General features: G+C 59.2%; 22 protein-coding genes. 13 read left to right on the top strand and 9 right to left on the bottom strand.

The annotated features are described in order from the left end of the window. Nucleotides 1-14 precede the first annotated feature (14 nt). Entirely contained in the window at nucleotides 15-1529 is a 1515-nt protein-coding gene (gene betC, locus ACZ9IM_RS18670) for a choline-sulfatase (protein WP_427626059.1), read from the bottom strand. A gap of 114 nt (nucleotides 1530-1643) precedes the next feature. Here betC and ACZ9IM_RS18665 point away from each other — a divergent pair, with 114 nt between their 5' ends. Further along, on the top strand, nucleotides 1644-2594 hold the full coding sequence (locus ACZ9IM_RS18665) for a choline sulfate utilization transcriptional regulator (protein WP_427626060.1): 951 nt from the start codon (nucleotides 1644-1646) through the stop codon (nucleotides 2592-2594). 70 nt (nucleotides 2595-2664) lie between these two features. Here the strand turns inward: ACZ9IM_RS18665 and ACZ9IM_RS18660 are convergent, their stop codons facing one another. Further along, nucleotides 2665-3327 carry an NAD(P)-dependent oxidoreductase gene (locus ACZ9IM_RS18660; RefSeq protein ID WP_476224669.1) on the bottom strand — a complete coding sequence of 221 codons (663 nt, stop codon included), beginning with the start codon at nucleotides 3325-3327 and terminating at the stop codon, nucleotides 2665-2667. Between the two features lie 87 nt (nucleotides 3328-3414). Between ACZ9IM_RS18660 and ACZ9IM_RS18655 the strand changes: the two genes are divergently transcribed. Beyond that, nucleotides 3415-3741 carry a DOPA 4,5-dioxygenase family protein gene (locus ACZ9IM_RS18655; protein ID WP_427626062.1) on the top strand — a complete coding sequence of 109 codons (327 nt, stop codon included), beginning with the start codon at nucleotides 3415-3417 and terminating at the stop codon, nucleotides 3739-3741. On the opposite strand, the gene ACZ9IM_RS18650 is transcribed toward ACZ9IM_RS18655, so the two are convergent. After that, on the bottom strand, nucleotides 3742-4143 hold the full coding sequence (locus ACZ9IM_RS18650; RefSeq protein ID WP_427626063.1) for a GFA family protein: 402 nt from the start codon (nucleotides 4141-4143) through the stop codon (nucleotides 3742-3744). 319 nt (nucleotides 4144-4462) lie between these two features. Between ACZ9IM_RS18650 and ACZ9IM_RS18645 the strand changes: the two genes are divergently transcribed. The 9 genes from ACZ9IM_RS18645 (at nucleotide 4463) to ACZ9IM_RS18605 (ending at nucleotide 14874) form a co-directional block, all read left to right on the top strand. Further along, nucleotides 4463-5770, top strand: a complete 1308-nt coding sequence (locus tag ACZ9IM_RS18645; protein WP_427626064.1) for a CitMHS family transporter — start codon at nucleotides 4463-4465, stop codon at nucleotides 5768-5770. Between the two features lie 86 nt (nucleotides 5771-5856). Then, a complete protein-coding gene (locus ACZ9IM_RS18640; protein ID WP_008076283.1) occupies nucleotides 5857-6624 on the top strand; it encodes a TerC family protein in 768 nt (255 codons plus the stop codon). A gap of 348 nt (nucleotides 6625-6972) precedes the next feature. Then, the gene (locus ACZ9IM_RS18635; RefSeq protein WP_008076282.1) at nucleotides 6973-8631 is read left to right on the top strand and encodes a Na/Pi cotransporter family protein; all 1659 of its coding nucleotides are present in this window, start codon (nucleotides 6973-6975) and stop codon (nucleotides 8629-8631) included. 56 nt (nucleotides 8632-8687) lie between these two features. Beyond that, nucleotides 8688-10064 carry a M16 family metallopeptidase gene (locus ACZ9IM_RS18630; RefSeq protein WP_427626066.1) on the top strand — a complete coding sequence of 459 codons (1377 nt, stop codon included), beginning with the start codon at nucleotides 8688-8690 and terminating at the stop codon, nucleotides 10062-10064. A 215-nt stretch (nucleotides 10065-10279) separates the two neighbouring features. Continuing rightward, the gene (locus ACZ9IM_RS18625) at nucleotides 10280-11308 is read left to right on the top strand and encodes a DUF5924 family protein (RefSeq protein WP_123495538.1); all 1029 of its coding nucleotides are present in this window, start codon (nucleotides 10280-10282) and stop codon (nucleotides 11306-11308) included. 54 nt (nucleotides 11309-11362) lie between these two features. Next, on the top strand, nucleotides 11363-12511 hold the full coding sequence (locus tag ACZ9IM_RS18620; RefSeq protein WP_032830765.1) for an ABC transporter permease: 1149 nt from the start codon (nucleotides 11363-11365) through the stop codon (nucleotides 12509-12511). After that, nucleotides 12508-13311 (top strand): ABC transporter ATP-binding protein, encoded by an 804-nt coding sequence (locus ACZ9IM_RS18615; RefSeq protein ID WP_063342006.1) that lies wholly within the window; start codon nucleotides 12508-12510, stop codon nucleotides 13309-13311. Before ACZ9IM_RS18620 ends, ACZ9IM_RS18615 begins: the two co-directional genes overlap by 4 nt. 1 nt (nucleotide 13312) lies before the next feature. Next, nucleotides 13313-14251, top strand: a complete 939-nt coding sequence (locus ACZ9IM_RS18610; RefSeq protein ID WP_063342005.1) for an MlaD family protein — start codon at nucleotides 13313-13315, stop codon at nucleotides 14249-14251. Beyond that, entirely contained in the window at nucleotides 14248-14874 is a 627-nt protein-coding gene (locus ACZ9IM_RS18605) for an ABC-type transport auxiliary lipoprotein family protein (protein ID WP_476224668.1), read from the top strand. The genes ACZ9IM_RS18610 and ACZ9IM_RS18605 overlap by 4 nt, the downstream gene beginning before the upstream one ends. Before the next feature lie 121 nt (nucleotides 14875-14995). Here the strand turns inward: ACZ9IM_RS18605 and ACZ9IM_RS18600 are convergent, their stop codons facing one another. From ACZ9IM_RS18600 to ACZ9IM_RS18585, 4 genes are all read right to left on the bottom strand, one after another. Then, on the bottom strand, nucleotides 14996-16225 hold the full coding sequence (locus tag ACZ9IM_RS18600) for a nucleoside recognition domain-containing protein (RefSeq protein ID WP_427626071.1): 1230 nt from the start codon (nucleotides 16223-16225) through the stop codon (nucleotides 14996-14998). Between the two features lie 203 nt (nucleotides 16226-16428). Continuing rightward, nucleotides 16429-17760 carry a glutamate/aspartate:proton symporter GltP gene (gene gltP, locus ACZ9IM_RS18595; protein WP_427626072.1) on the bottom strand — a complete coding sequence of 444 codons (1332 nt, stop codon included), beginning with the start codon at nucleotides 17758-17760 and terminating at the stop codon, nucleotides 16429-16431. A 765-nt stretch (nucleotides 17761-18525) separates the two neighbouring features. Then, nucleotides 18526-18690 (bottom strand): DUF1328 domain-containing protein, encoded by a 165-nt coding sequence (locus tag ACZ9IM_RS18590; protein ID WP_003177151.1) that lies wholly within the window; start codon nucleotides 18688-18690, stop codon nucleotides 18526-18528. 81 nt (nucleotides 18691-18771) lie between these two features. Then, complete coding sequence (locus tag ACZ9IM_RS18585) at nucleotides 18772-19056, bottom strand: hypothetical protein (protein WP_427626073.1); 285 nt, start codon at nucleotides 19054-19056, stop codon at nucleotides 18772-18774. A gap of 436 nt (nucleotides 19057-19492) precedes the next feature. On the opposite strand from ACZ9IM_RS18585, the gene algB reads away from it, so the two are divergent. Together algB and ACZ9IM_RS18575 are read left to right on the top strand one after the other, a co-directional pair. Further along, a complete protein-coding gene (gene algB / locus ACZ9IM_RS18580) occupies nucleotides 19493-20839 on the top strand; it encodes a sigma-54-dependent response regulator transcription factor AlgB (protein WP_063342002.1) in 1347 nt (448 codons plus the stop codon). Nucleotides 20840-20849: 10 nt separating this feature from the next. Next, nucleotides 20850-22640: an ATP-binding protein gene (locus tag ACZ9IM_RS18575; protein WP_427626074.1), complete on the top strand. Its 1791-nt coding sequence runs from the start codon at nucleotides 20850-20852 to the stop codon at nucleotides 22638-22640. A gap of 12 nt (nucleotides 22641-22652) precedes the next feature. Here the strand turns inward: ACZ9IM_RS18575 and ACZ9IM_RS18570 are convergent, their stop codons facing one another. Together ACZ9IM_RS18570 and ACZ9IM_RS18565 are read right to left on the bottom strand one after the other, a co-directional pair. Continuing rightward, nucleotides 22653-24269 (bottom strand): EAL domain-containing protein, encoded by a 1617-nt coding sequence (locus ACZ9IM_RS18570; protein ID WP_427626075.1) that lies wholly within the window; start codon nucleotides 24267-24269, stop codon nucleotides 22653-22655. A gap of 73 nt (nucleotides 24270-24342) precedes the next feature. After that, nucleotides 24343-25122, bottom strand: a complete 780-nt coding sequence (locus ACZ9IM_RS18565; RefSeq protein ID WP_008076261.1) for an N-acetylmuramoyl-L-alanine amidase — start codon at nucleotides 25120-25122, stop codon at nucleotides 24343-24345. Nucleotides 25123-25160: the final 38 nt, after the last annotated feature.

Below are 25160 nucleotides of genomic sequence, written 5' to 3'. Positions count from 1 at the left end.
ACTTCCCCTTAACGTTATTGGTTTTGGCAGGGTTGTGGATAACGTGCTTTACGTTCCAGATCGTCGAGGTCGATGTGGTTGCGCATGTACTGCTGACTGGCGTCCACCAGAGGCTGGTGATCCCAGCTCTTCAGCTTGCCGATGGTCAGGGCGTCGGCGACGAAACGCCGGCGTCGCTGACTGGCGAGCACCTGTTGGTGGATCGACGGGATATCCCATTTGGCGCGCGCTTCGGCGATAAACTCATCGAAAAGCTGCCGATATTGCGGCGATTGGCTGAGTTCTTCCTGTTCCTTCGGGTCGTTATGTACATCGAAGAGTAGGCAAGGGTCGTCTTCGCTGTAGATGAATTTGTAGGCGCCACGGCGAATCATCATCAACGGGCTGATGGTGCCTTCGGCCATGTACTCACCAAACACTTCGTCGTGACCGCCCTGCCCTTGCAGATGCGAAACCAGAGAGCGGCCGTCCAACGGCAGACCAGGCTCCAGTGAGCCGCCGGCCATTTCCACAAACGTCGGCAGCAGGTCGGCAGTGGACACCGCTGCGCTGACCCGCCCAGCCCCGAATTGCCCCGGTGCACTGATCAACAGCGGTACACGGGCAGCCATTTCGTACCAGTGCATTTTGTACCAGAGGCCGCGCTCGCCGAGCATGTCGCCGTGGTCACCGGAGAATACGATGATGGTGTCATCGATCAGCCCGGTTTCCTCGAGTGTTTGCAGAAGTTTGCCGACGTTGCTGTCGATATAGCTGCACGCACCGAAGTAGGCGCGGCGCGCGTCGCGAATCTTATCCACAGGCAGCGGCTTGTCCCACAGGTCATAGACCTTGAGCAAACGCTGGGAGTGAGGATCGAGTCCGGTTTGGGCCGGGGTTTCCGGTAAAGGGATGTCGGCGTCGTCGTACAGATCCCAAAAAGCTTTGGGAATCGTGTACGGATCGTGTGGGTGAGTCATCGACACGGTCAGACAAAACGGCTGATCGCCCTCCTCGCGGATGTGGTCGAACAGGTATTGCTGGGCCTTGAATACAACCTCTTCGTCGAAATCCAGCTGATTGGTGCGCACGCACGGCCCGGCTTGCAGGACCGACGACATGTTGTGATACCAAGTTGGACGCACATCCGGCTCATCCCAGTTCACCGACCAACCGTAATCGGCCGGGTAGATGTCGCTGGTCAGGCGTTCTTCGTAGCCGTGCAACTGGTCCGGGCCGCAGAAATGCATCTTGCCCGACAGTGCGGTGCGATAACCAAGGCGCCGCAGGTAGTGGGCATAGGTCGGAACATCGGCGGGGAAGTCGGCCGCGTTATCGTAGGCGCCGATCTTGCTCGGCAGCTGACCACTGACCAGAGTAAAACGCGACGGCGCGCAAAGAGGGCTATTGCAATAAGCGGCGTCGAACACCACGCCTTCGGCGGCGAGGCGGCTGAGATTCGGCAGTTTGATCGGCGAAGGGCCGTAGAACGGCAACATTGGCGCGGCCATTTGATCGGCCATGATGAAAAGAATATTTTTGCGCTTCATGTGATCGCGGCATTCCATAGTGGATATTTATGCGAGAGTGCTGTGATCGAGCATGGAGTCCATAATCTTTGTGGTAAAGCCCATGCCAGGCAATGACTAGGATAAGCACAGCTTATGTATGACGCCCTCGGTGATTTGTCCCTGGACCTGCTGCGTGCCTTTGAAGCCGCAGCCCGGCAGCGCAGCTTCACCGCCGCCGCGGTGGAGCTCGGCACCACGCAACCGGCCATCAGTCAGCAGATCAAGCGATTGGAAGAACAGCTCGCTACACGGTTGTTCGATCGTATCTATCGCGGTATTGAGCTGACTGAGGCCGGCACCATTCTGTTCGAGCAAGTTCAGCTCGGTTTGCAGAATATCGAAGCAGGATTGAGCGCAATCAGCGCACAGCAACAGCACGAAGTGTTGCAAGTGGCCACTGACTTTGCCTTCGCCGCGTACTGGCTGATGCCGCGTCTGCACCGCTTCCATACCGCCAACCCTCAAGTGGACGTCAGCCTGGTTACCAGCGAACGCAGCCACAACATGCTGCGTACCGATATTGATGTGGCGGTGCTGTTCGGCGATGGCCGGTTCAAGCAGGGTGAGAGCCACTGGCTGTTCAGCGAAGAGGTGTTTCCGGTGTGCAGCCCGCTGCTATTGAAGGACCGTGCCCTGCCCTTGCCGGCCCAGTCATTGCTGGAGTTTCCGTTGTTGCACCTGCGAGGCGAACACAGCAGTAACTGGTTCGACTGGAGCGGCGTGTTTCGCGAGCTGGGGATCACATCGGCCCCGGCTCCGGGGCAACTGCGCTTCGACAATTACACCTTGCTGATTCAGGCGGCGATTGGCGGCCAGGGCGTTGCGATCGGTTGGCGGCACCTTGTGGATAACTTGCTGGCGCAAGGTCTGTTGTGTCGCCCGATTGCCGACACGGTGATTTCCAGGCTGGGGTATTACGTGGTCCTGCCCCAGCGCAAACGACGTGGGGCGTTGATTCAGCTGTTTGTGGATTGGTTGATGGCGGAACAGGCCTGCAGTGCGCAATCGCTCAATGGTCTTCCTTTACCTTCGATTGCGGTGTGAGTGCGAAAAGATCGCAGCCTTCGGCAGCTCCTACGCGCCTGTGGGCGCTGCCGAAGGCTGCGGTCTTTTACTATTCCGAAGTCCCAACAAAACTCACATACTCACCCACATGCAGGTTCAGGTGTAGCTCATCGGCAATCCCTACGGCTACCCTGTTCAGCCGTTCCAGCGCTGCGGCCAGACCAGGTTCCAGGCTACTGCTGACGTGGCTGAAATGCTCGATGGTCAGCCCGGGCACGCGCCGTGGTGCATTCACCAAGGTCCAGTGCAAAGAGCTGCTCTGCAGAGACTCGCGGATTTCTTCGGCGGCGTGGCGTTGCAACGGGTCTTCGATTTCCGGGTCGTCCAGCACCTCGAAATCGCCCACCACAAACAGCCGGGCAATGCCTGCGGCCTGCATGCCGTCGATCAGTGCATCCACCGCCAGCACCTCCTCGACCGGGCCGGGCACGATGGATTTTTCGATGTGTTCACTGTTCATCGGCAACCCTGGCGCATCGAGCAGGCAGATCACCGCCGAACAGCCGGCCACGCTCTGCTTGACCCGCTTGGCATCGAACAGATCGCCGGTCTTGGTACGCAAACCCGGGCGCGGCGCGAGCGCGTTCAGGTCATCGAGAATCGCGATCACTTCATGCTGGCGCCGCAGCATTTCAGCCATCAGCGCACTGCCCAGGCTACTCATGGCACCATAAAGCACCACCTTCACCACTGGGGTTTCGGCATTTTTCATGGATGTGCTCCGTACTTGCTGCCTATATAGCGTGTGACCTGCGGGAAGCGGGGTGGGTTCGACAAGTAGTTTTAGAGGGGGGTTGAGATGCAACAGATCAAGGGTTACCACGCCCATGTCTACTTCGATGCCAGCACCCTGCCACAGGCTCGGGCCTTGTGTGAGCAGGCAGCGCAATTGTTTCCACTGAAGATGGGGCGCGTGCACGAGCGCCCGGTCGGCCCGCACCCGGACTGGAGCTGCCAATTGGCTTTCGAGCCGCAATACATTGGCGAGGTGTTGCCGTGGCTGGCGCTCAACCGTAAGGGTTTGGTGGTGTTCCTGCACCCGGACACGGGCGACGATCTGCTCGACCACACCGAACATGCGATCTGGATGGGCGCGATCCGGCCGCTGAACTTGTCTATTTTCTAATCAGAGTTGTTCTTGGGCCTCACCGGGCAAGTGCTCGTCCAGATGCAGCCACGGCAAACGGCTGTCGGTCCAGATATGCCGCTCGGCCGGGGCTTGTTCGGGATGGTCAAGGGTGGCGATGGTCACGTCGATGCTCTCGGGGCTGAGCTTCGTCACCAACGCCAGTTGTGCCCCACAATTGCGGCAGAAATACCGCACGCAGGTGGACGAAGACTCATACCGGGACGGCGTACCCGCCATCCATTCAAATGCTGAGGCGGGCACGGTGATCCAGGTGGTCACGATTCCACCGCTGACCCGCCGGCAAATTGAGCAATGGCAGTGCGCGATATCGTGCAATGGCCCGCTGAATTGATAGCGCATTTGTCCGCAGTGGCAGCCGCCGGTGTGAAGTTTGCCCATGTCTTTTGCTCCTGACCCGTGTTTACGGACTCTCAACCCGGCCGACGACCGGTCGTACATTCGGTCAATGCTTTCACTCGCGAAAGCTGGCTGAAAGCTTCCCCGATTAGGATCGCCCTCACTGCCGGCAACAGACCGGTTGGCCAATGCGAGTGTTTTATCGCCCGCCCGGTCCATTAAACAACAACAATGGTGATTCTGATGTCCGCTACTACCCGCCTCTTCGCTGTCACTCCGCCCGTACGTCTCGTGCTTCCCGTTCTGCGCTGACCCCATCCGGTTCGCCATTCCCTAGCCGCGCTACGCCTGGAGTATTCCTATGCTGACTTTCCTTGGCTTCGCCATGGTCATCACGTTCATGTTCCTGATCATGACCAAGCGCCTGTCCGCGCTGATCGCTCTGATCATCATCCCGATTATCTTCGCCCTGTTTGGCGGTTTCTCGCCGAAGATCGGTCCGATGATGCTTGAAGGCATCACCAAGCTCGCGCCGACCGGCGTGATGCTGATGTTCGCCATTCTCTACTTCGCCCTGATGATCGACTCCGGTCTGTTCGACCCGGCCGTGCGCAAGATCCTCAAACTGGTCAAGGGCGACCCGCTGAAAGTTTCGGTCGGTACCGCCGTACTGGCGCTGATCGTGTCCATGGACGGTGACGGCGCGACCACTTACATGATCTGCGTAGCCGCCATGCTGCCGCTCTACAGCCGCATCGGCATGAGCCCGCGGATCATGGCCGGTCTGATCATCCTCGCCGGCGGCGTGATGAACATGACCCCTTGGGGCGGCCCGACGGCTCGTGCGGCCAGTGCGCTGCATGTCGATCCGTCCGACATCTTTGTGCCAATGATTCCAGCAATGCTGGCCGGCGTGGTGGCTATCCTGGCGATTGCCTACTTCTACGGTAAACGCGAGCGTGCGCGTCTGGGTGAACTGCACCTGGTCGGTGATGAAGTCGATCACAGCGAAATCAGCGTTTCGCAGTTCCCGGATGCCCGTCGTCCAAAGCTGATCTGGTTCAACGGCGCCTTGACCCTGGGGCTGATGTGCACGCTGGTCGCCGGCCTGTTGCCGCTGCCAGTGCTGTTCATGGTGGCGTTCAGTATCGCGATGATCGTCAACTACCCTTGCCTGCAAATGCAGAAGGATCGCGTTGCGGCCCACGCCGGTAGCGTGCTGGCGGTGGTCGGGTTGATCTTTGCCGCGGGTATCTTCACCGGTATCCTGTCGGGCACCGGCATGGTCGATGCCATGTCGAAAAGCCTGCTGGCGGTTATCCCCGATTTCCTCGGCCCGTACCTGGCTGTGATTACCGCGCTGGTAAGCATGCCGTTCACGTTCTTCATGTCGAACGATGCATTTTATTATGGCGTGTTACCGGTACTTGCCGAAGCCGCCAGTCATTACGGTATAACCGCGGTGGAAATGGCACGTGCCTCGATCGTCGGTCAGCCCGTCCACTTGCTGAGCCCGCTGGTACCATCGACTTACCTGTTGGTGGCCCTGGCCGGTATCGAGTTCGGTGATCATCAGCGGTTCACCTTGAAGTGGGCAGTGCTGGTTTGCCTGTGCATACTGGTCGCTGCATTGCTGATGGGGATTTTCCCGCTGTTCAGCACTCTATAAGCCCAAGACTCACCATGACGGGTCCAGGCTTTGTTGTTTGAAGCCTGGGCCCTTTGTGGTTTAAACACTCGCTCAAAGGAATACACATGGAATGGCTGACCAACCCTGAAATCTGGGTTGCCTTCTTCACCCTGACTGCCCTGGAGATCGTCCTGGGCATCGACAACATCATCATGATCTCGATCCTGGTCAGCCGCATGCCCAAGCACATGCAGGCGCGCACCCGGATTTTCGGCCTGGCGTTGGCCATGATCACGCGGATCCTGTTGCTGCTGTCGATCACCTGGGTCATGCGCCTCACCGCCGACCTGTTCGAAGTGTTCGGCCAGGGTATTTCCGGGCGTGACCTGATCCTGTTCTTCGGTGGTCTGTTCCTGCTGTGGAAGAGCTCGCAAGAGATGTACCACGCGCTGGAAGGTGAAGATGAAGTCGGCGACGAGCCTTCGGGCAAGGGCGGCAATTTCCTGTACACCATCATCCAGATCGCGATCATCGACATCGTGTTCTCGCTGGACTCGGTGATCACCGCGGTGGGCATGGTGTCCCACGTACCGGTCATGGTCGCGGCGATTGTCGTTGCAGTACTGGTGATGATGTGGGCTTCTGGCACCATCAGCGAGTTCATCGACAAGCACCCGTCGCTGAAGATGCTGGCGTTGTCGTTCCTGTTGCTGGTCGGTACCGTGCTGATTGCCGAATCGCTCGATGTGCACTTGCCAAAAGGCTACGTCTACTTCGCCATGGCGTTCTCGTTGGCGGTGGAAGCGATCAACATCAAGATGCGCACCGCGATGATGAAAAAGAGGAAGCAGCAGGAGCCAGTGAAACTGCGCAAGGATGTTCCGGGGCAGTAACCGGTCCCAATGGGGTCTCTGTGGCGAGGGAGCTTGCTCCCGCTGGGCCGCGAAGCGGCCCTGAAACCAGTCACTGCGATTACTCAATAAAACCGCGGAGGCCTGTAATGCGGCTGCTTCGCAACCGAGCGGGAGCAAGCTCCCTCGCCACAAGAACAAAGGGCCTACGGCCCTTTGTTCGTTTCTGAAGCAAACTGTTTTCATGACAGTTTTGTTTCAATCGCCTCTTTAGCTATGCGATGCTGGCGCCCAGACCGTTAGCCAACTACAGCTTATGTAAAGAACGTAGAAAAACGCGCGGCACCGTCGACTTGCCCCACTGGGGCGCTACCACCACAGGGGGCCTGCATGCTCACCCTGCTCAATTTGTTATCGGCCGTGGCCCTTTTGATCTGGGGCACGCACATCGTTCGAACCGGCATCCTGCGGGTTTATGGCTCCAACTTGCGCCACGTGATCGCCCATAACATGTCCAGGCGCTGGCTGGCGTTTGTCGCCGGGATCATGGTGACCGCCATGGTCCAGAGCAGCAATGCCACCGCCATGCTCGTGACCTCGTTTGTCGGTCAGGGCCTGATGGCGCTGACTCCGGCTTTGGCGACCATGCTCGGTGCCGACGTGGGTACCGCGCTGATGGCGCGGGTACTGACTCTTGACTTGTCGTGGCTGTCGCCGCTGCTGATTTTCCTCGGGGTGATTTTCTTTCTGTCGCGCAAGCAAACCCGGGTCGGACAGATGGGCCGGGTCGGCATCGGTCTGGGGCTGATCATTCTGGCGCTGCAACTGATCGTCGAGGCCGCCGCGCCGATCACTCAGGCGCAAGGGGTGAAGGTCATCTTCGCCTCCCTGACCGGCGATATTCTGCTCGATGCCTTGGTCGGCGCGCTGTTTGCGATGATTTCCTACTCCAGCCTGGCCGCCGTTTTGCTGACCGCGACCCTCGCCGGTGCCAGCGTGATCAGCCTGCCAGTGGCCATCGGCCTGGTGATCGGCGCCAACATCGGCAGTGGCATTCTCGCCTTCCTCAGCACCAGCATGCAGAACGCGGCCGGCCGTCAGGTGGCGCTCGGCAGCCTCTTGTACAAACTGATCGGCCTGCTACTGATCATTCCGGTGCTCGACCCGTTGGTGCACTGGATCGACAGCCTCGACTTCAGCCCTCAGGAAATGGTCATCGGCTTCCACCTGCTCTACAACACCGTGCGTTGCCTGATCCTGTTGCCCAGCGTCGGGCCGATGGCCAAGCTCTGTGCGTGGTTGCTGCCAGAGCGGCCAGACATCAATGGCACGGCCAAACCACGGCATCTCGACCCGACCGCCTTGGTCACCCCGAGTCTGGCGCTGGCCAATGCTGCCCGAGAAACCCTGCGCATCGGCGATCTGGTCGACAGCATGCTCGAAGCCATGCTCGCCGTGCTGCGCGGCAAGCAGACCGCCGTCACCCAGGAAATTCGTCGCCTGACCGATGATGTCGAAGCGCTCTACAGCGCCATCAAACTCTATCTGGCACAAATGCCCCGCGAAGACCTCAGCGAGCAGGACAGCCGGCGCTGGGCGGAAACCATCGAGCTGGCGATCAATCTGAAACTCTCCAGCGACCTGATCGAACGTATGCTGCGCAAGGTTCAGCAGCAGAAAACCTCGCAACGCCGGTCTTTTTCCGAGGTGGGCCTGGAGGAGTTGGCGGGGCTGCACAGTCAGCTGATTGCCAACCTGCGTCTGGGGTTGTCGGTATTTCTCAGTGCCGACCCGGAAAGTGCTCGCCAGTTACTGCGTGAGAAACGTCGCTTTCGCGCACAGGAGCGCCGTCTGGCCCACGCTCATGTCAGCCGTTTAAACCGTAAGATCGTACAAAGTATCGAGACCAGTTCGCTGCACCTGGAACTGATTGCTGACATGAGACGCTTGAATTCGTTGTTCTGCAGCAGCGCCTATGCAGTGTTGGGTACTTCGGATACTGGCGCTCTGGCGGTCGACGATTTGACTGACATCACTCATTCACCCTGAACGTCCACAGTTGCCTGAAGTCTGTTGAACTTACGCGGGTCGTACGGAAATTCGTTATGCGTTGTCTGCTGTTCGCTTGTCTGCTGCTCGGCTCACTGCCTTCATTTGCCCTGGATCGCTTTCAGGTCGAGGGCTACACGTTGCGCAACGGCCTGCAATTGGTCCTCAAACCGGGCACCGAGCGCGGGCATGTGGCAATCCGGTTGGTGGTTGGCGTGGGCCGGGATGATTTCAGCTGTGCCGACAAGGAACTGCCGCATCTGCTCGAACATTTGCTGTTCAGCGGCATCGACGCCACCGGCGAAGGCGGCCTGGAAGAACGCATGCAGGCCCTGGGCGGTGAATGGAATGCCTACACCAGCAATGCCGACACGACCTTCGTCATCGAAGCCCCGGCGAAAAACCAGCGCAAGGTCCTCGACCTGTTGTTGGCGCTGCTGACCCAGACCCGTATCGACGACAATGCGATCAACGTCGCCAAGCAAGTGGTCGAGCGCGAAGACGGAGGTCATTACTCACACCTGCAACGTTGGCTGGATCGCCAGGATCTGGGGCACACCGCCAGTAATCAGTTGGCGGTGGAACTGGGCCTCAAATGCCCCGAGCGCGCGCAAGTCGATCACCTGACCCGCGAGCAACTGGAGAAGGTGCGCCAGGCCTGGTATGCGCCCAACAATATGACCCTGATCGTGGTCGGCGACCTGGACCGCCTCCTGCCGGCCTATCTGGAACGGGCCTATGGCGCACTCGAAGCGGTTGAGCCTAGCACTCACCTGCCGCTGCCAGACATTCAGGCCAGCGCGGCCCATGAGCGCAATTTGAGTAACGGTTTCGTCGGTGGCGGTGCCAAATTGCATTGGCTGGTGCCGGAACCGGTGCTGGAAGACCAGCACGACGAAACCTTCGACCTGCTCAAGGACTATCTGGATTGGGCGCTCTATCGCCAGTTGCGCCTGGTTCATGGATTGTCTTACGGGCCTTCGGCCGAGCGCGAGGTGTTTGGCGGGGTGGGTTTCATGAGCCTGAACGCCGACCTTGATCGCGGCGACGTGCTGGCAGCGGAACAGGTGCTGGATGAGCTTAAAGCCGATCTGCTCAAGAACGGCCTCGACGCCGCCACCTTCGCCCGTCTCAAGCAAGCCGCCATCGCTCGCCAGGCCTGGGCCGTGCAAGGCAACAGCGCCCTGGCGGACTATTACTGGAGCGCTCTTGGCGACTACGAGGACGGCCATTTCGTCAACCCGGCCAAGGCGCTGCAAGACGTGACACTGACCGAGGCGAACAAGGCAATGCGCGAGTTGCTGCTGCAGCCGGGGTATCTGCGGATCGAGAAGCCGCTGATGAGTTATGACCAGGTGATGTGGGCGATTGTCGGGGGATTTGGACTGATGGTGCTCGGGTTATTGGCTTGGCGCGTCCATCGCAGACGATAGCCAATCCCTGTGGCGAGGGAGCTTTGTGGCGAGGGGGCTTGCCCCCGTTCGGCTGCGCAGCAGTCGTAATATCGTTGATGCGGCGTGCCTCGTAAACCGGGGGAGGCTTTTTTCGGGGCCGCTTCGCAGCCCAACGGGGGCAAGCCCCCTCGCCACAGGGCCCCTCGGGCGGTACCCTGTCGAGGATTTTTCCCACGACTATTGTGAATCGCCGAATGCCGAACCTGACCCTGTACGTACAGCGCCTCCTGGAGTTGATGAAGCGCTATCCCGGGGTCATTGCGCTCGGCGGCTTCATTTCAGGGGTCGGCAGCTTCATGCTGGTGGATCGCCAACAAGGTCTGGCGACGTGGATCACCACCATCATGCTGATCAGCTGGGTCTGGTTGATGCTGGAAAACAGCCTCACCAAGCTGTTCGCCAGGGTCTTCAAGCGCGAAATACCCCAGCCACTGCTGCGTTACGCAACGCAGATGATCCATCAGGAAAGCCTGTTCTTCGTCCTGCCGTTCTTTTTAATCACCACCACCTGGAACAGCGGCCAGTTGTTCTTCACTGGATTACTGAGCATGGCGGCGCTGATTTCGATCATCGACCCGCTCTACTACAAATGGCTGGCACCGCGCCGCTGGGCGTTCCTGGCACTGCACACCCTGACCCTGTTTGCGGCCCTGTTGACCGCCCTGCCCGTCATTTTGCACCTGACCACCGCCCAGAGCTTCAAGCTGGCGCTGGGCATTGCCATGTTGCTGTCGTTCCCGAGCCTGGCCTCGATCTTCCCGATTCGCACTGTGCGCAATGCGCTGGCGATCCTCAGCATCACCGTCGGCATCGGCGCCGCTGGTTGGGTGCTGCGCTCCTGGGTTCCACCGGCGACGCTGTGGATGACCGATGTGGCGATCAGCACCCAAATGCAGGACCGCACCCCCGGCAAGAGCCTGGAGGAAGTCAGCGCCGAACAGATTCGCGGAGGTGGGCTGTACGCGTACACCGCGATCAACGCTCCGCGGGGTCTGGCCGAGCGGATTTATCACGTCTGGATATTCAACGGTAAAGAAGTCGACCGTATTCCCCTGGACATCCACGGCGGGCGCAAGGAAGGCTACCGCGCCTGGACCCACAAGCAGAACTTCCCCGGCAACCCCGCAGGTAAATGGCAGGTTCGGGTGCTGACTGAAGACGGTCAGTTGATTGGCGTGTTGCGCTTCAAAGTCATGGACAGCACACCCATCAAAGAAAAGTAACGCGGTTCGTGCTATTAGTCAGATCTGCGTAATAGCCGAACAAGCACGGAGCTTATGACTAGCAGCACAATGCCTGGCAGTGCCCGACTGGACACCTCGCACAGCCCTGCCCTGTTGCGGGTCACGGGTGACTGGACGCTCGCCCATTACGCCGATCTCAGCCGCCTGAGTGAAAAGCTCCGTGGCCAATACGACAACAACACCCACATCGATCTCAATGGCCTCGGCGCGCTCGATACGGCGGGTGCGTCATTGTTGGTGGAGCTGCTGGGGGCCGAGCGTCTGGGCAAATCTGCCGAACACCCCGATTGCACCCTTTCCTCCGCGGATCGCGCCTTGTTGCAGACGGTGTACTGCTCGCTGACCGATTTCTGCGTGCCGATCAAAGAACCGGAAATCAGCGTCGGCATTCAACTGCTGACCCGTATTGGCCGTGCGGTCGACGCGGTCTGGCAGGACACGTTGCAACTGTTGGGTTTCGTCGGCCTGATCCTGGAAACCATCGCTCGCGGGTTGTTTCGGCCCAAACGCTGGCGTCTCACACCGATGGTCGCTCACATTGAACAGACCGGCCTCGACGCCGCGCCCATCGTCGCCTTGCTGACGTTTTTGGTGGGGGCTGTGGTGGCGTTTCTCGGGGCGACGGTGCTGGCGAGTTTCGGTGCGAGTATTTTCACCGTGGACCTGGTGGCGTTCTCTTTTCTGCGGGAGTTCGGCGTGTTGCTCACGGCCATCTTGATGGCCGGCCGCACCGCCAGCGCGTTCACCGCGCAGATCGGTTCGATGAAGGCCAACGAAGAGATTGACGCGATCCGCACCCTTGGCCTCGACCCGATGGAGTTGCTGGTAGTACCCCGCGTCCTGGCGTTGCTGGTGGCGCTGCCGATGTTGACCTTTCTGGCGATGGTGTCAGGGATTGTCGGCGGTGGCGTGGTCTGCGCGCTGTCGCTGGATATCTCGCCGGCGATGTTTCTGTCACTGCTGCAATCGGACATCGGTGTTCAGCACTTTCTGGTGGGGATCGTCAAAGCGCCGATTTTTGCGTTCCTGATTGCCGCCATCGGCTGCCTCGAGGGCTTCAAGGTTAGCGGCAGCGCCGAGTCCGTCGGCGCGCACACCACGTCCAGTGTGGTGCAGTCGATTTTCGTGGTGATCGTGCTCGACGCCGTGGCTGCGTTGTTTTTCATGGAGATGGACTGGTGAGTCGTTTACCCCGAGCGCCTTCAGAGGCGGTGATCGAAGTCCGTGGGCTGTGCAATCGCTTCGGCCGCCAGAGCGTGCACGAGAACCTCGACCTGGACTTGTACAAGGGCGAGATTCTGGCGGTGGTCGGCGGTTCTGGCAGCGGCAAATCGGTGCTGCTGCGCAGCATTGTCGGCCTGCGTCAGCCCAGCGAAGGGCTGGTGAAGGTCTTCGGCAAGAACTTGCCGAGCCTGTCGGAACACGAGCGCTCGCTGGTTGAACGGCGGTTCGGTGTGTTGTTCCAGAAAGGCGCCTTGTTCTCTTCGCTCACCGTGACCGAGAACGTCGCCCTGCCCCTGATTGAACACGCCGGCCTGAGCCGTGCCGACGCCGAGCACCTGGCGGCAGTGAAAATGGCGTTGGCCGGGCTGCCGTTGTCGGCGGCCGACAAATACCCTGCTTCACTGTCCGGCGGCATGATCAAGCGCGCGGCCCTGGCCCGAGCGCTGGCGCTGGACCCGGACATCCTGTTCCTCGACGAGCCCACCGCCGGTCTAGACCCGATTGGCGCCGCAGGCTTCGATCAACTGATCCTGACTCTGCGCGATGCCTTGGGCCTGAGCGTGTTTCTGGTGACCCACGACCTCGACACGCTCTACACCATCACCGACCGGGTGGCAGTGCTGGCGCAGAAGAAAGTGCTGGTGGCGGACGCCATCGACAAGGTATCGGAAACCGATGATGCGTGGATTCACGAATACTTCCATGGCCCTCGCGGCCGCGCGGCGCTGACGGCCGCTAACCAGCTCAATGAGGTCTGACATGGAAACCCGAGCCCATCACGTATTGATTGGCCTGTTCACCGTCATAGTGGTGGCAGGCGCCCTGCTCTTCGGTCTGTGGCTGGCCAAATCCAGCGTCGATACCGAATTCAAGGATTACGAAATCGTCTTCAACGAGGCGGTCAGCGGCCTGTCCAAGGGCAGCGCCGTGCAGTACAGCGGGATAAAGGTCGGCGACGTGGTGATGCTACGCCTGGACCCGAACGATCCGCGCCGGGTGTTGGCGCGGATTCGCCTGGGCGGAGACACTCCGATCAAAGAAGACACTCAGGCCAAGCTGGCGCTGACCGGGATCACCGGGACCTCGATCATCCAGCTCAGCGGCGGCACGCCACAAAGTCCGACGCTCAAGGGCAAGGACGGCAATTTGCCGACAATCGTTGCATCGCCCTCGCCCATTGCCCGGTTGATGAATGACAGCAACGATCTGATGGCGGGCGTGAACGTGTTGATGCACAACGCCAATCAGTTGTTTTCCTCGGAGAACGTCGGGCGTATCAGCAGCACCCTGGAGCACCTGGAGCAAACCACCGGCACCATTGCCGATCAGCGCGGCGATATTCGTCAGGCGATGCAGCAACTGGCTTCGGTTGGCAAGCAGGCCAGCGCCACCCTGGAACAGACCACCGCGTTGATGCGCAACGCCAACGGCCTGCTCAACGATCAGGGCAAGCAGATGTTCGGCAGTGCCGAGCAAGCCATGAAGTCCCTGGAACAAAGCAGCGCGACCATCAACACGTTGCTCTCCGCCAATCAGGATTCCCTCAACAGCGGCATGCAGGGCCTCAATGGCCTGGCGCCGGCGGTGCGTGAGCTGCGCGATACCTTGAGTTCGTTGCGGACCATTTCCCAGCGGCTTGAGGCCAACCCCAGCGGTTACCTGCTGGGCAGCGACAAAAACAAGGAGTTCACGCCATGAAACTGGCTCATCTCGCCCTCCTCGCCGGTTTTGCGTTGATCGCTTCCTGTTCGATTTTCCCCAAGACCGAGCCGTCCGATGTCTATCGACTGCCGTCGGCACAGCGCGACGCGTCGGCCCAACACGGCACGCCGCAGCGCTGGTCGTTGCGGCTGGCCAAGCCTCAAACCAGCGAAGCCTTGAACAACCCGAAAATCGCCGTAATCCCTCAGGGTGATCTGATCAGCAGCTACAAGGCTTCACGCTGGAGCGATCCGGCACCGGTGCTGTTGCGCAATCGTCTGCTCGATGGTTTCCAGCGTGACGGTCGCGTGCCGTTGCTCAGCACCGATGACAGTAATTTCCAGGCAGACCTGGAACTGGGCGGCAACCTGCAAGCGTTCCAGACCGAGTACCAAGGTACGGCTGCGAGCGTGGTCGTGCGCCTGGATGCGTTGTTGGTGCGTGGGTATGACCAGCGAATCCTCGCCAGCCGACGCTTTGAAGTGCGTCAGCCGTTGAGCGATGTGAAGGTGCCGGCGGTGGTGACCGGTTTTGGTTTGGCCAGCGACCAGTTGACGGCGCAGGTAGTGGCCTGGACGGTGGAGCAAGGTCAGAATGTTGCGCCGCCGCTGAGGCCTTGAAGACCTACACACACATCAGTGTGGGAGCGAGCCTGCTCGCGATGAGGTCGGCACATTCAACAATTCTGTTGGCTGTTAAACCGCCATCGCGAGCAGGCTCGCTCCCACAGGGTTCTTTGGTTTAACCAAAGAACCAGTAGCACACCCCGATCGCGCCAAGCACCCCCGCCAACTCCGCCAGCAACGCACACCCCACGGCATGTCGTGCACGCTGAATGCCCACCGCGCCGAAGTACACCGCCAGTACATAAAAGGTTGTTTCAGTACTGCCCTGAATCGTCGCCGCCACCAGCGCCGGGAAGCTGTCGACTCCAGAGGTTTTCATGGTTTCGATCAGCATTGCCCGTGCGGCGCTGCCGGAGAAGGGTTTGACCATGGCCGTCGGCAGCGCGTCGACAAAGCGGGTGTCCCAACCGGCCCACTCCACCAGATGACGGATCCCGTCCAGACCGAAATCCAGTGCCCCGGATGCTCGCAGCACGCCCACGGCACAGAGCATCGCCACCAGATACGGCAGCAGGTTCTTGGCCACGTCGAAGCCTTCTTTGGCGCCTTCGATGAACGCCTCGTAGACCTTCACTTTGCGTAATGCGCCGATCACCAGAAACAGCATGATCAGCCCGAACAGCGTCACGTTGCCGAGGATCGATGACAGGCTCGCCAGAGCGGTCGCCGAGAGCGTCGCCAGCAGCGCCATGAACGCACCGAGGGCCAAGGCACCGGGAATGAAGTAGGCGAGCACCACCGGATCCCACAGGCGCAGACGCTGCATGAACGCCACCGACAACAAGCCCACCAGGGTCGAACAACTGGTGGCCAGCAGGATCGGCAGGAACACCAGGGTCGGATCGGGCGCACCTTGCTGGGCGCGGTACATGAAGATGGTCACCGGCAGCAGCGTCAGGGACGAGGCGTTGAGTACCAGGAAGAGGATCTGCGCGTTGCTGGCGATGGTGTCGCTGGGGTTGAGCTCTTGCAGCGCCTTCATGGCTTTGAGGCCGATCGGCGTGGCGGCGTTGTCCAGCCCCAGGCCGTTGGCGGCGAAGTTCAGCGTGATCAGGCCAATGGCCGGGTGACCGGCCGGCACTTCCGGCATCAGGCGCAGGAATAGCGGGCCCAGCGCCTTGGCCAGCCATTCGACGATCCCGGCCTTCTCGGCAATTCGCAGAAAGCCCAGCCAGAGAGTGAGGGTGCCGAACAACAGGACCATGACCTCGACCGACAATTTGGCCATGGCGAAAATGCTTTCCACCATCGCCGCGAAGATCCCGGCGTTACCGCCGATCAGCCATTGCGCTAGTGCCGAAACGGCAGCCACGATGAAGAAGCCAAGCCACAGGCCATTAAGCATCAGTCAAATCCCCCGGAAGATGCGGCGAATGATAGCGGGGTAGACAGAAACGACAAACCCCGGATTTCTCCGGGGTTTGTTTAGTACCGCTAGCAAAAGACCAATGTGGGAGCGGGCTTGCTCGCGAAGAGGCCGGAACATTCAACATCTTTGTTGACTGATCCACCGCTTTCGCGAGCAAGCCCGCTCCCACAGGTTTTGCATCAGTTGCTGGAAATTTCGCCAACCGGCAGCTTTTCCTTGCTGCGCCAGTGCGGCAGGGAGTTCCAGTAGCGCTGGCCCTTGGCGTCGTCGTACATGCCTTCCCAACGTGCGATGACGAGCACGGCGAGGGCGTTGCCGATCACGTTCAGTGCGGTACGGGCCATGTCCATGATGCGGTCGACACCGGCGATGAACGCCAGGCCTTCCAGCGGAATACCGACGCTGCCCAAGGTGGCCAGCAGCACCACGAAGGACACGCCCGGTACGCCGGCGATGCCTTTGGAGGTGACCATCAGTGTCAGCACCAGCAGCAACTGTTGGCTGATTGACAGGTCGATGCCGTAGAGCTGGGCAATGAAGATCGCCGCGATACTTTGGTACAGGGTCGAACCGTCGAGGTTGAACGAGTAGCCGGTCGGCACCACGAAACTGCAAATGGCTTTCGGCGCGCCGTAGGCTTCCATCTTCTCGATCACGCGCGGCAGCACGGTTTCGGAACTGGCGGTGGAGTAGGCCAGTACCAGCTCATCCTTGAAGATGCGCATCAGCTTGATCACCGAGAAACCGAACAGGCGAGCGATCAGGCCCAGCACCACAAAGGCGAAGAAGGCGACGGCGAAGTAAACCAGGACGACCAGTTTGGCCAGCGGCAGCAGAGAGGCGAAACCGAAGTTGGCCACGGTCACCGCGATCAATGCGAACACGCCGATCGGGGCGTAGTTCATGATCATGTGGGTGACTTTGAACATGCTTTCCGATACGCCCTGGAACATCTTCACCAGCGGTTCGCGCAGGTCCGATTGCAGGCTCGACAGACCGAGACCGAACAACACGGAGAAGAAGATGATCGGCAGCATCTCGCCCCGGGCCATGGCCGCAAAGATGTTCGACGGGATCAGGTTGAGGATGGTCTGGATGAACGCGTGTTCATGCTGCACCTCGGCGGCAGTGGCCTGGTACTTGGAAATATCCACCGTACCCAGGGTGCTCATGTCGATGCCGCTGCCCGGATGGACCACGTTGGCCAGCACCAGACCGACCAGAATGGCGATGGTGGTGACGATCTCGAAGTAAATGATGGTCTTCAGACCGATGCGACCGAGTTTCTTCGCGTCACCCACGCCAGCGATGCCGACGACCAGCGAGGACACCACGATCGGGATCACGATCATCTTGATCAGACGGATAAAGATATCGCCTGCCGGTTGCAGTACGTTGCTGATCCACCAGGCTTTTTCGGCACTGAAATGGTTGAGCAGTGCACCAATTGCTATCCCCAGAACCAGACCGATGAGGATCTGCCAGGCGAGGCTAAGCTTTGCCTTCTTCATATCTTTACCCTTACTTGCGTTTGACTCAGGCTGATGCATGAACTGAAACGCTCAATGGCGAACACGTCTTGCATCGGCCCCCGTATAAGGTCCCCGCGAGCGAGCATTTACAGCTCTCAGGCAGCGAAAAAGGCGCAACTATTCCGATGCAGGGAAGCGCCGTCTAATGCCGTAAACGCCTACCCTATGCCGAATCGGCATGAGATTTTCTAACTGAAACCCGCGTCCCAACCGGTTTGAATGCGACATTCAGGCGGGCATAAGTGCCGTATGCCGGCCATTTCAGCGCAGGACGAAGGTTTTTAAATAAGCGGAAATTTAGGAAAAAGCCTACGTTTGGCTGCGAATTCTCTTATCGGGAAAGTCGGAGCTTTCTCGATATACGGTCACGAAGAAACACCGCGAAACGGTTTTGCGGGGAATATGCACCAATAACAGATGAGCTGAATGCTCTAGATCAACGTTTTGCACGTTGAAGCTCCGCAAGTTCGTCGAGCCGTTCTGGCCCCGGCGAACTTGCGTCGCAGCTTTGCTTGACCCGGCCCTTGCGCAGGTACTCCCTGTACCCGTAGGTCACTCCGACCCTGAAACAATCAGAACGTCCCGACCCCTTGGTCATGCGTCTACCGTCCTCGGGTAGCGCAGTGGAAAAAGGCGCTGTGGCCTCTTTCGTGTTTCGAAACTCAGTACCCGTGGATCTTTTTTAATTGGCACTGCCGCCCAGAAGCAGGGCGGCTGCCAATGACTTTAACGAAATGCTCATGGTCAGCCTCGACCGCGGCGGCCAAAGAAGAAGGAGGCAATGAACATCACCAGGAATACGACAAAGAGAATCTTGGCGATACCCGTGGCGGTGCCCGCGATACCACCGAAGCCCAATACTGCAGCGATGATGGCAATGATCAGGAATGTGATTGCCCAGCTCAACATGGTGATTCTCCTTACGCTTCTATTTAAAGGTGTTGCTTGTGGTGCTTATCCCGGCGCGTTGAGCGCGCCAAGTTCGTTTATTTAAAACACCCAACGCTCCTGAGGCGTCTCGTCCACAGGCTGGGCCTGGTCGACGTCCATCATTCGCATCGAGTCGCTGTCAGCCAGGTTGCTGCTGACCGAGCTGAAATGGGTTTGGGGTGCGTGTGGAATCGACAGGTGCGGCGTCTCTGGCTGCTGGCTCTGTTCCCAGCGCAAGAACTGCTGGCCGCCAATCAAGGTGATCAACAATGCCAGCAGGGCGAACAATCCTTGCTGGATATGCAATGGCGAGATACGCAATTGGACGGCACCTTGGCGATTCATCCTGAAGTTCCTCCCTCTAGGGGTAGGTTGGCGGGCACTGATTTATTAAATGCCCTGATTACTCAGACACCTGCAGCCTGCATGCCACCTTTTTTGTCAGGTTTAATCTGATTTAAATCAATGAGTTACATGATTTGTGAGAATAGGTTTGGACGCATCCTGCACGATGGCCCATTCAAGGCCGTGCGTAATGCACGATGGATTCGCCAAAACGTTCAATATTTTTGGAATTGAAGGAAGGGCGCGGATGTCAGAAAGGGACGCAGGCAATTACCGAAGAACGGTTAATGAATAAAAAATTAAATAAATCAGTTGGTTATCTTGTTATGAAGTAGATAGCACCGCTGATATGGTCGAAATCGGCCACAATCAATCATGCAACTTGCCCGATTTTTCCGGGCCTAACCCATTTCAACAATTAAAGGAGCGCAGGAACATGGAATCAGCCACTGAGCATCAAGGCCGCATTCTGTTGGTAGACGACGAGTCCGCCATCCTTCGAACCTTTCGCTATTGCCTCGAAGACGAAGGCTATAGCGTGGCTACGGCGACCAGCGCGGCTCAGGCTGAAGCCTTGTTGCAGCGCCAGGTTTTTGATCTGTGCTTCCTCGATTTGCGTCTGGGCGAAGATAATGGCCTTGATGTGCTGGCTCAGATGCGCATCCAGGCGCCATGGATGCGGGTGGTGATCGTCACTGCTCACTCGGCCGTGGACACTGCCGTGGATGCGATTCAGGCCGGTGCCGCCGACTATCTGGTCAAACCTTGCAGCCCCGATCAGTTACGCCTGGCCACTGCCAAACAGCTGGAAGTTCGGCAACTCTCGGCGCGCCTGGAAGCCCTCGAAGGTGAAGTGCGCAAACCCAAGGAGGGCCTGGATTCCCACAGTCCGGCGATGAAAGTGGTGCTCGAAACAGCGCGCCAGGTCGCCAGTACTGACGCCAACATCCTGATTCTCGGCGAGTCCGGCACCGGTAAAGGTGAACTGTCACGGGCAATTCACGGCTGGAGCAAACGCCAGAAGAAGTCCTGCGTCACCATCAATTGCCCATCCCTGACTGCCGAATTAATGGACAGCGAGCTTTTCGGCCACAGCCGAGGAGCATTCACCGGTGCCAGCGAAAGCACGTTGGGTCGTGTCAATCAAGCCGACGGAGGGACACTTTTTCTCGACGAGATCGGCGATTTTCCCCTGACCTTGCAGCCAAAATTGCTGCGTTTCATTCAGGACAAGGAATACGAGCGCGTGGGCGACCCGGTGACCCGTCGCGCCGATGTGCGAATCCTCGCCGCCACGAACCTCAACCTGGAAGACATGGTTCGCGATGGTCGTTTTCGTGAGGACTTGCTCTATCGTCTCAACGTCATCACCTTGCACCTGCCGCCGCTTCGCGAGCGCCGAGAAGATATTTTGAACCTGGCTGACCGCTTCCTGGCGCGCTTCGTCAAGGAATACTCGCGTCCAGCCCGGTGTTTCAGCGACGAGGCGCGCGAAGCGCTGCTCAGCTACCGCTGGCCGGGCAACATTCGCGAGCTGCGCAACGTGGTGGAGCGCGCGAGCATTATTTGTCCGCAGGAGCGGGTAGAGCTCAGCCACTTGGGCATGGCCGAAACCCCGACCAACCACACGCCACGAATTGGTGCTGCGCTGAGCCTGGATGAATTGGAAAAAGCTCACATTGGCGCGGTTCTCGCCACGGCCGACACGCTGGATCAGGCGGCCAAAACCTTGGGTATCGATGCCTCGACCCTGTACCGCAAACGCAAGCAGTACAACTTGTGAGTCGTAACCGATGAAACTGGCGATGACGTTGCGCACCCGGCTGTTTCTGAGTATTTCCGCACTGATTACTGTGGCGCTGCTTGGGCTCTTGCTCGGGCTGGTCAGCGTGATGCAGATGGCAGGGACTCAGGAAGCCCTGATCCGTGACAACTTCGTCACGCTGGATCTGGGATTGAAGCTGCGTCAGACCCTGGGTGATCAACTGATCATCATGCTCGACGAGCAACCGGACCCTGCGGCGTTCGAGGCGTCCAAGCAGCATTCCCTTGAATTGTTTGACGAAGGCATTGCTCGCGAACCGTCCAGCGAGGGTGCCCAGTATGGTTTCAAAAAGGCCAAGGCTGACTATCAGAACCTACTGCGGTCCTTTGATCTTTCCAGTGCTCCTATCCAGGTCGTCGGTGGTGAAGGGGATCTCGCGGAAAAATTCAACGCGTTGCGTAACGGTTTGATCTTTGAACAAAAACGCGCACTGGATAACATCACTGAGATCGAACGCAAAGCCCGGGAGCGAGCACTGTTGATTGCCGGCCTGCTTGGGTTGGTCGGGGTGGGGGTGCTGTTCATCGGCTTCATTACCGCCCATGGGATCGCCCGGCGGTTCGGGGCTCCGATCGAGGCCTTGGCCGCAGCGGCTGACAACATCGGCCAGGGTAATTTCGAAGTGGCCCTGCCGATTTCTTCCGCGGTGGAAATCAACCAACTGACCCACCGCTTCGGCATCATGGCCGAGGCCTTGCGTGAGCACCAGGCTACCAATATCGACGAACTGCTCGCCGGTCAGCAACGCTTGCAAGCGGTGCTCGACAGCATCGACGACGGTTTGCTGATCATTGATCGTCAAGGTCATCTTGAGCACCTCAACCCGGTGGCTCAGCGTCAGTTAGGCTGGGACACCGATCGTCTCGGCCAAGGGCTGGGTACGGCGCTTGAGCGTCCCGAACTGGATGAACAACTGCAACTGGTATTACGCGGTGGCACCCTGGAACGAGCGCCGGACGACCTGAGCATCGAAGTCGATGGAGAGTCGCGATTGCTGACATACAGCCTGACGCCGGTCAGCCATACCCAGGGGCATATTCTCGGCGCTGTGATGGTGTTGCATGACGTTACCGAACAGCGGGCTTTTGAAAGAGTGCGCAGCGAGTTCGTCTTGCGCGCCTCCCATGAGTTGCGCACACCGGTTACCGGGATGCACATGGCATTCGGCCTGTTCCGCGAGCGGACGCATTTTGCCGAAGACTCCCGCGAAGCTGACCTGCTGGACACCGTCAACGAAGAAATGCAGCGCCTGATGCAGTTGATCAACGACTTGCTGAATTTCTCTCGCTATCAAAACGGCCTGCAAAAACTCACCCTGGCACCATGCTCCATCGAAGACTTGCTGGATCAGGCCCAGACACGTTTTGCCCGCTTGGCGCAGGAGAAGGGTATCGAGTTGCTGGTGGAAGTGCAGGGGCCGTTGCCGCGGTTGCAAGCCGATCAGGCGCAGCTGGAACGGGTGCTCGACAACCTGATCGACAACGCTTTGCGCCATACCGCCCACGACGGACTGATACGTTTGCAGGCCCGGCGCCATGGTGAACGGATGATTATCAGCGTCGAGGACAACGGCGAAGGCATTGCCTACGGCCAGCAGGGACGGATCTTCGAACCCTTCGTTCAGGTCGGTCGCAAAAAGGGCGGTGCCGGGCTGGGTCTGGCGCTGTGCAAGGAAATCGTGCAGTTGCACGGCGGACGGATGGGTGTCTATTCGCGGCCGGGGCAGGGGACGCAGTTCTACATGGCGCTGGCGATATAAGCCGGTGCCCTCTCAGGCTTCGTCATCCTGGCGTCGCGTAGTCAGTCGGCGGCCACGGGTAATCAGTTCGATGAACTGCACGGCGCTCAGGGCGTGGGCGAACAGCCAACCCTGACCGAATTTCACCCCTTCGCTGCTCAGAAACACCGCTTGGGCTTCATGTTCAATGCCTTCGGCAATCACCTTGAGTTGCAGCGCCTGAGCCATGCGAATGATGTGCGGTGCCACGCCGCTGCTGGCGGCGTCATGCCCCAGCGCGTCGATAAATGCCTTGTCGATTTTCAGGCAGTCCACCGGTAGGGTTTGCAGGTAGGCGAGGCTGCAATAGCCGGTGCCAAAATCGTCGATCAGCACTTGATGCCCGACATCCCGCAGGGCTTGCAGGTTTTCTCTGGCCACCACCACGTCCACCAATCCGCGCTCGGTCACTTCAAAGGCAATTTGCCTGGCCGCTACCCGGTGCATGCTCAGCAGACGCGCCATCACCTGACCGATACGCGGCACCATGACATCGCAGGCCGCCAGGTTGACCGAGATGTAAAGCTGCGGATTGGACCGCAACAGTTGCCCGAGCTGTTCCAGCAGGCGCTGTAACACGAAGTCGGTCATCTGGCGAATCTGGCCGGTATTCTCCGCCATCGGAATGAACAGATCGGGACTGGTCAGCGTGCCGTCCGGCCTGCGCCAGCGCAGCAGGGCTTCAGCGCCGACGCAGTTGCGGCTGTCGAGGTCGAAGATCGGTTGATACAACACCTGTAGCTCGCCTCGCCGCATGGCGCCTTGCAGTTCGGCATCCAGCGACTGACGCTGGCGTACCAGCAAAAACACCAGAATGCCTACACAGGCACTCAGCGCCAGGCTGGCCGGCAGTAGCCACCACCATACCGCTGGTACATGCATTCCGGTACGTGGGGTGATCAGTACCAGTTGGTATTCGGGGGTGTTAGTGGGCATTCGGTAAATCAGGCGGGTAGGGGTGACTTGCAGCGCATCGGGGCTTTTCGGGGGCCAGGGCTCCGCGGGGGGCCAGGCCTGAGCGACACCGAGCACCGGAATCGCCCGGGTGCCATGGTCGAGCACCACCAACAGGCTGCTCCCCGGAGACAGATCGACCATGTCGGTCAAATGCCCGCGGGACGTCGCAACCCGGAAATTGCCACGCCCAAGCATCAGTGCGGCGCGGTTCTCATCGGGTTCGGTGGTGGTGTTCAGCCAATAGCTGTAGGTGGGACCCTTGATGTCCGGCGGTCGGATCAGCGATACCCCTTCCTGGCGGGGGCGGTTGGAGCAGGTTCGAGCCGTGTCCATATAAGCGGCTTCATAAACGAAGCGGTAATTGAAGCTGACCTGCTGCAGGGTGGCGATCATTTCGTCATCGCAACCTCGCAGCGGTTGCGCTTCCAGGTCATCGAGGCTTTCGCGCAATTGCCCGAACAGCTGCTCCAGCCGGACCAGAAAGCGTTCTCCCTGGGCATTCATTTCCTGGCTTTCGTTTTGCTCAACCTGATGCATCGCCACGAACAAACTGCCGACCGTTAGAAGCGTTGCGCTCAAGGCAGTAGCCAGCATCGCCAAAAACCAAGGGCGATAGAACCAGCTATGCAGTCTCTCCCGAGCAGCAGGCATCATGGAATATCCGAAGAATTACCAATGAGTTATAGCTGCTGATTTGGAAAAAGCGCTGACCGTCGGGCGGGCGTCATTATTTTGTCTGATTCAACACCTGAAGAATCGCCGCGGTCTGGGCGTCCGGTGTCCCATCGAAACGGGAAGGGCGAAAATGCAGCTGGAAGGCCGCCAGCACATTGCGTGTCGCTACATCCAGTTCGCCGGTTTGCGGCGTGGCATAGCCCAAGCGGGCAAGCTGCGCCTGAAACCAACTGATGCTGGGTAATTGCACCGCGAACTGCGCTTGCTGTCGCGCCACGGCCTGCTCGTTCGGCCATATTCCCAGGCCTTCGGCGGCCAGGCGCTTCCAGGGGAACAGCGGGCCGGGGTCGAGCTTGCGCATCGGTGCGATGTCGCTATGGCCAATGATATGACGGGGGCTGATGCCTTGGCGCTTACTGATGTCTTTGAGCAGGAAGATCATCGACTGAATCTGGGCTTCGCTGTAGGGATACCAAAGACGCCCGTTCGGGGTGTCCTCAAAGCCCTGATTGACGATCTCGATACCAATGGAACTGGAGTTGAGCCAGGTCCGGCCTTGCCATTCGCTTTCGCCTGCGTGCCAGGCCCGGGAATTTTCATCCATCAGCTTATAAATAGTGGCGCGCTTGTCGTCGCTAATCAGGTAGTGGCTGCTGACCTCGCCATGGGTCAGCAATTGCAGCGAGGTTTCCAGGGATGCGGAGGTGTAATGCATCACCACGAACTGAATACGACTGTCGTAATTGGCTGAACGATGACTGGTATCGATTCGGGGGCCGCTGGCACAACCGGCCAATAGAAGCAGCGAGGCAATAAAAACAAGACATTTCATGGTGGGAGGCAGTACACGCAAGACAATAATGCAACAGT

It is taken from the genome of Pseudomonas sp. TE12508 (assembly GCF_056279485.1).
Note: the sequence above shows the minus strand (reverse complement) of the source record. Positions and strands in the feature narration are given on the sequence as shown.

Coding starts and splice junctions, on each gene's coding strand:
- betC (WP_427626059.1), bottom strand. CDS start 1,529: ATGAAGCGCAAAAATATTCTTTTCATCATGGCCGATCAAATGGCCGCG.
- ACZ9IM_RS18665 (WP_427626060.1), top strand. CDS start 1,644: ATGTATGACGCCCTCGGTGATTTGTCCCTGGACCTGCTGCGTGCCTTT.
- ACZ9IM_RS18660 (WP_476224669.1), bottom strand. CDS start 3,327: ATGAAAAATGCCGAAACCCCAGTGGTGAAGGTGGTGCTTTATGGTGCC.
- ACZ9IM_RS18655 (WP_427626062.1), top strand. CDS start 3,415: ATGCAACAGATCAAGGGTTACCACGCCCATGTCTACTTCGATGCCAGC.
- ACZ9IM_RS18650 (WP_427626063.1), bottom strand. CDS start 4,143: ATGGGCAAACTTCACACCGGCGGCTGCCACTGCGGACAAATGCGCTAT.
- ACZ9IM_RS18645 (WP_427626064.1), top strand. CDS start 4,463: ATGCTGACTTTCCTTGGCTTCGCCATGGTCATCACGTTCATGTTCCTG.
- ACZ9IM_RS18640 (WP_008076283.1), top strand. CDS start 5,857: ATGGAATGGCTGACCAACCCTGAAATCTGGGTTGCCTTCTTCACCCTG.
- ACZ9IM_RS18635 (WP_008076282.1), top strand. CDS start 6,973: ATGCTCACCCTGCTCAATTTGTTATCGGCCGTGGCCCTTTTGATCTGG.
- ACZ9IM_RS18630 (WP_427626066.1), top strand. CDS start 8,688: ATGCGTTGTCTGCTGTTCGCTTGTCTGCTGCTCGGCTCACTGCCTTCA.
- ACZ9IM_RS18625 (WP_123495538.1), top strand. CDS start 10,280: ATGCCGAACCTGACCCTGTACGTACAGCGCCTCCTGGAGTTGATGAAG.
- ACZ9IM_RS18620 (WP_032830765.1), top strand. CDS start 11,363: ATGACTAGCAGCACAATGCCTGGCAGTGCCCGACTGGACACCTCGCAC.
- ACZ9IM_RS18610 (WP_063342005.1), top strand. CDS start 13,313: ATGGAAACCCGAGCCCATCACGTATTGATTGGCCTGTTCACCGTCATA.
- ACZ9IM_RS18605 (WP_476224668.1), top strand. CDS start 14,248: ATGAAACTGGCTCATCTCGCCCTCCTCGCCGGTTTTGCGTTGATCGCT.
- ACZ9IM_RS18600 (WP_427626071.1), bottom strand. CDS start 16,225: ATGCTTAATGGCCTGTGGCTTGGCTTCTTCATCGTGGCTGCCGTTTCG.
- gltP (WP_427626072.1), bottom strand. CDS start 17,760: ATGAAGAAGGCAAAGCTTAGCCTCGCCTGGCAGATCCTCATCGGTCTG.
- ACZ9IM_RS18590 (WP_003177151.1), bottom strand. CDS start 18,690: ATGTTGAGCTGGGCAATCACATTCCTGATCATTGCCATCATCGCTGCA.
- ACZ9IM_RS18585 (WP_427626073.1), bottom strand. CDS start 19,056: ATGAATCGCCAAGGTGCCGTCCAATTGCGTATCTCGCCATTGCATATC.
- algB (WP_063342002.1), top strand. CDS start 19,493: ATGGAATCAGCCACTGAGCATCAAGGCCGCATTCTGTTGGTAGACGAC.
- ACZ9IM_RS18575 (WP_427626074.1), top strand. CDS start 20,850: ATGAAACTGGCGATGACGTTGCGCACCCGGCTGTTTCTGAGTATTTCC.
- ACZ9IM_RS18570 (WP_427626075.1), bottom strand. CDS start 24,269: ATGATGCCTGCTGCTCGGGAGAGACTGCATAGCTGGTTCTATCGCCCT.
- ACZ9IM_RS18565 (WP_008076261.1), bottom strand. CDS start 25,122: ATGAAATGTCTTGTTTTTATTGCCTCGCTGCTTCTATTGGCCGGTTGT.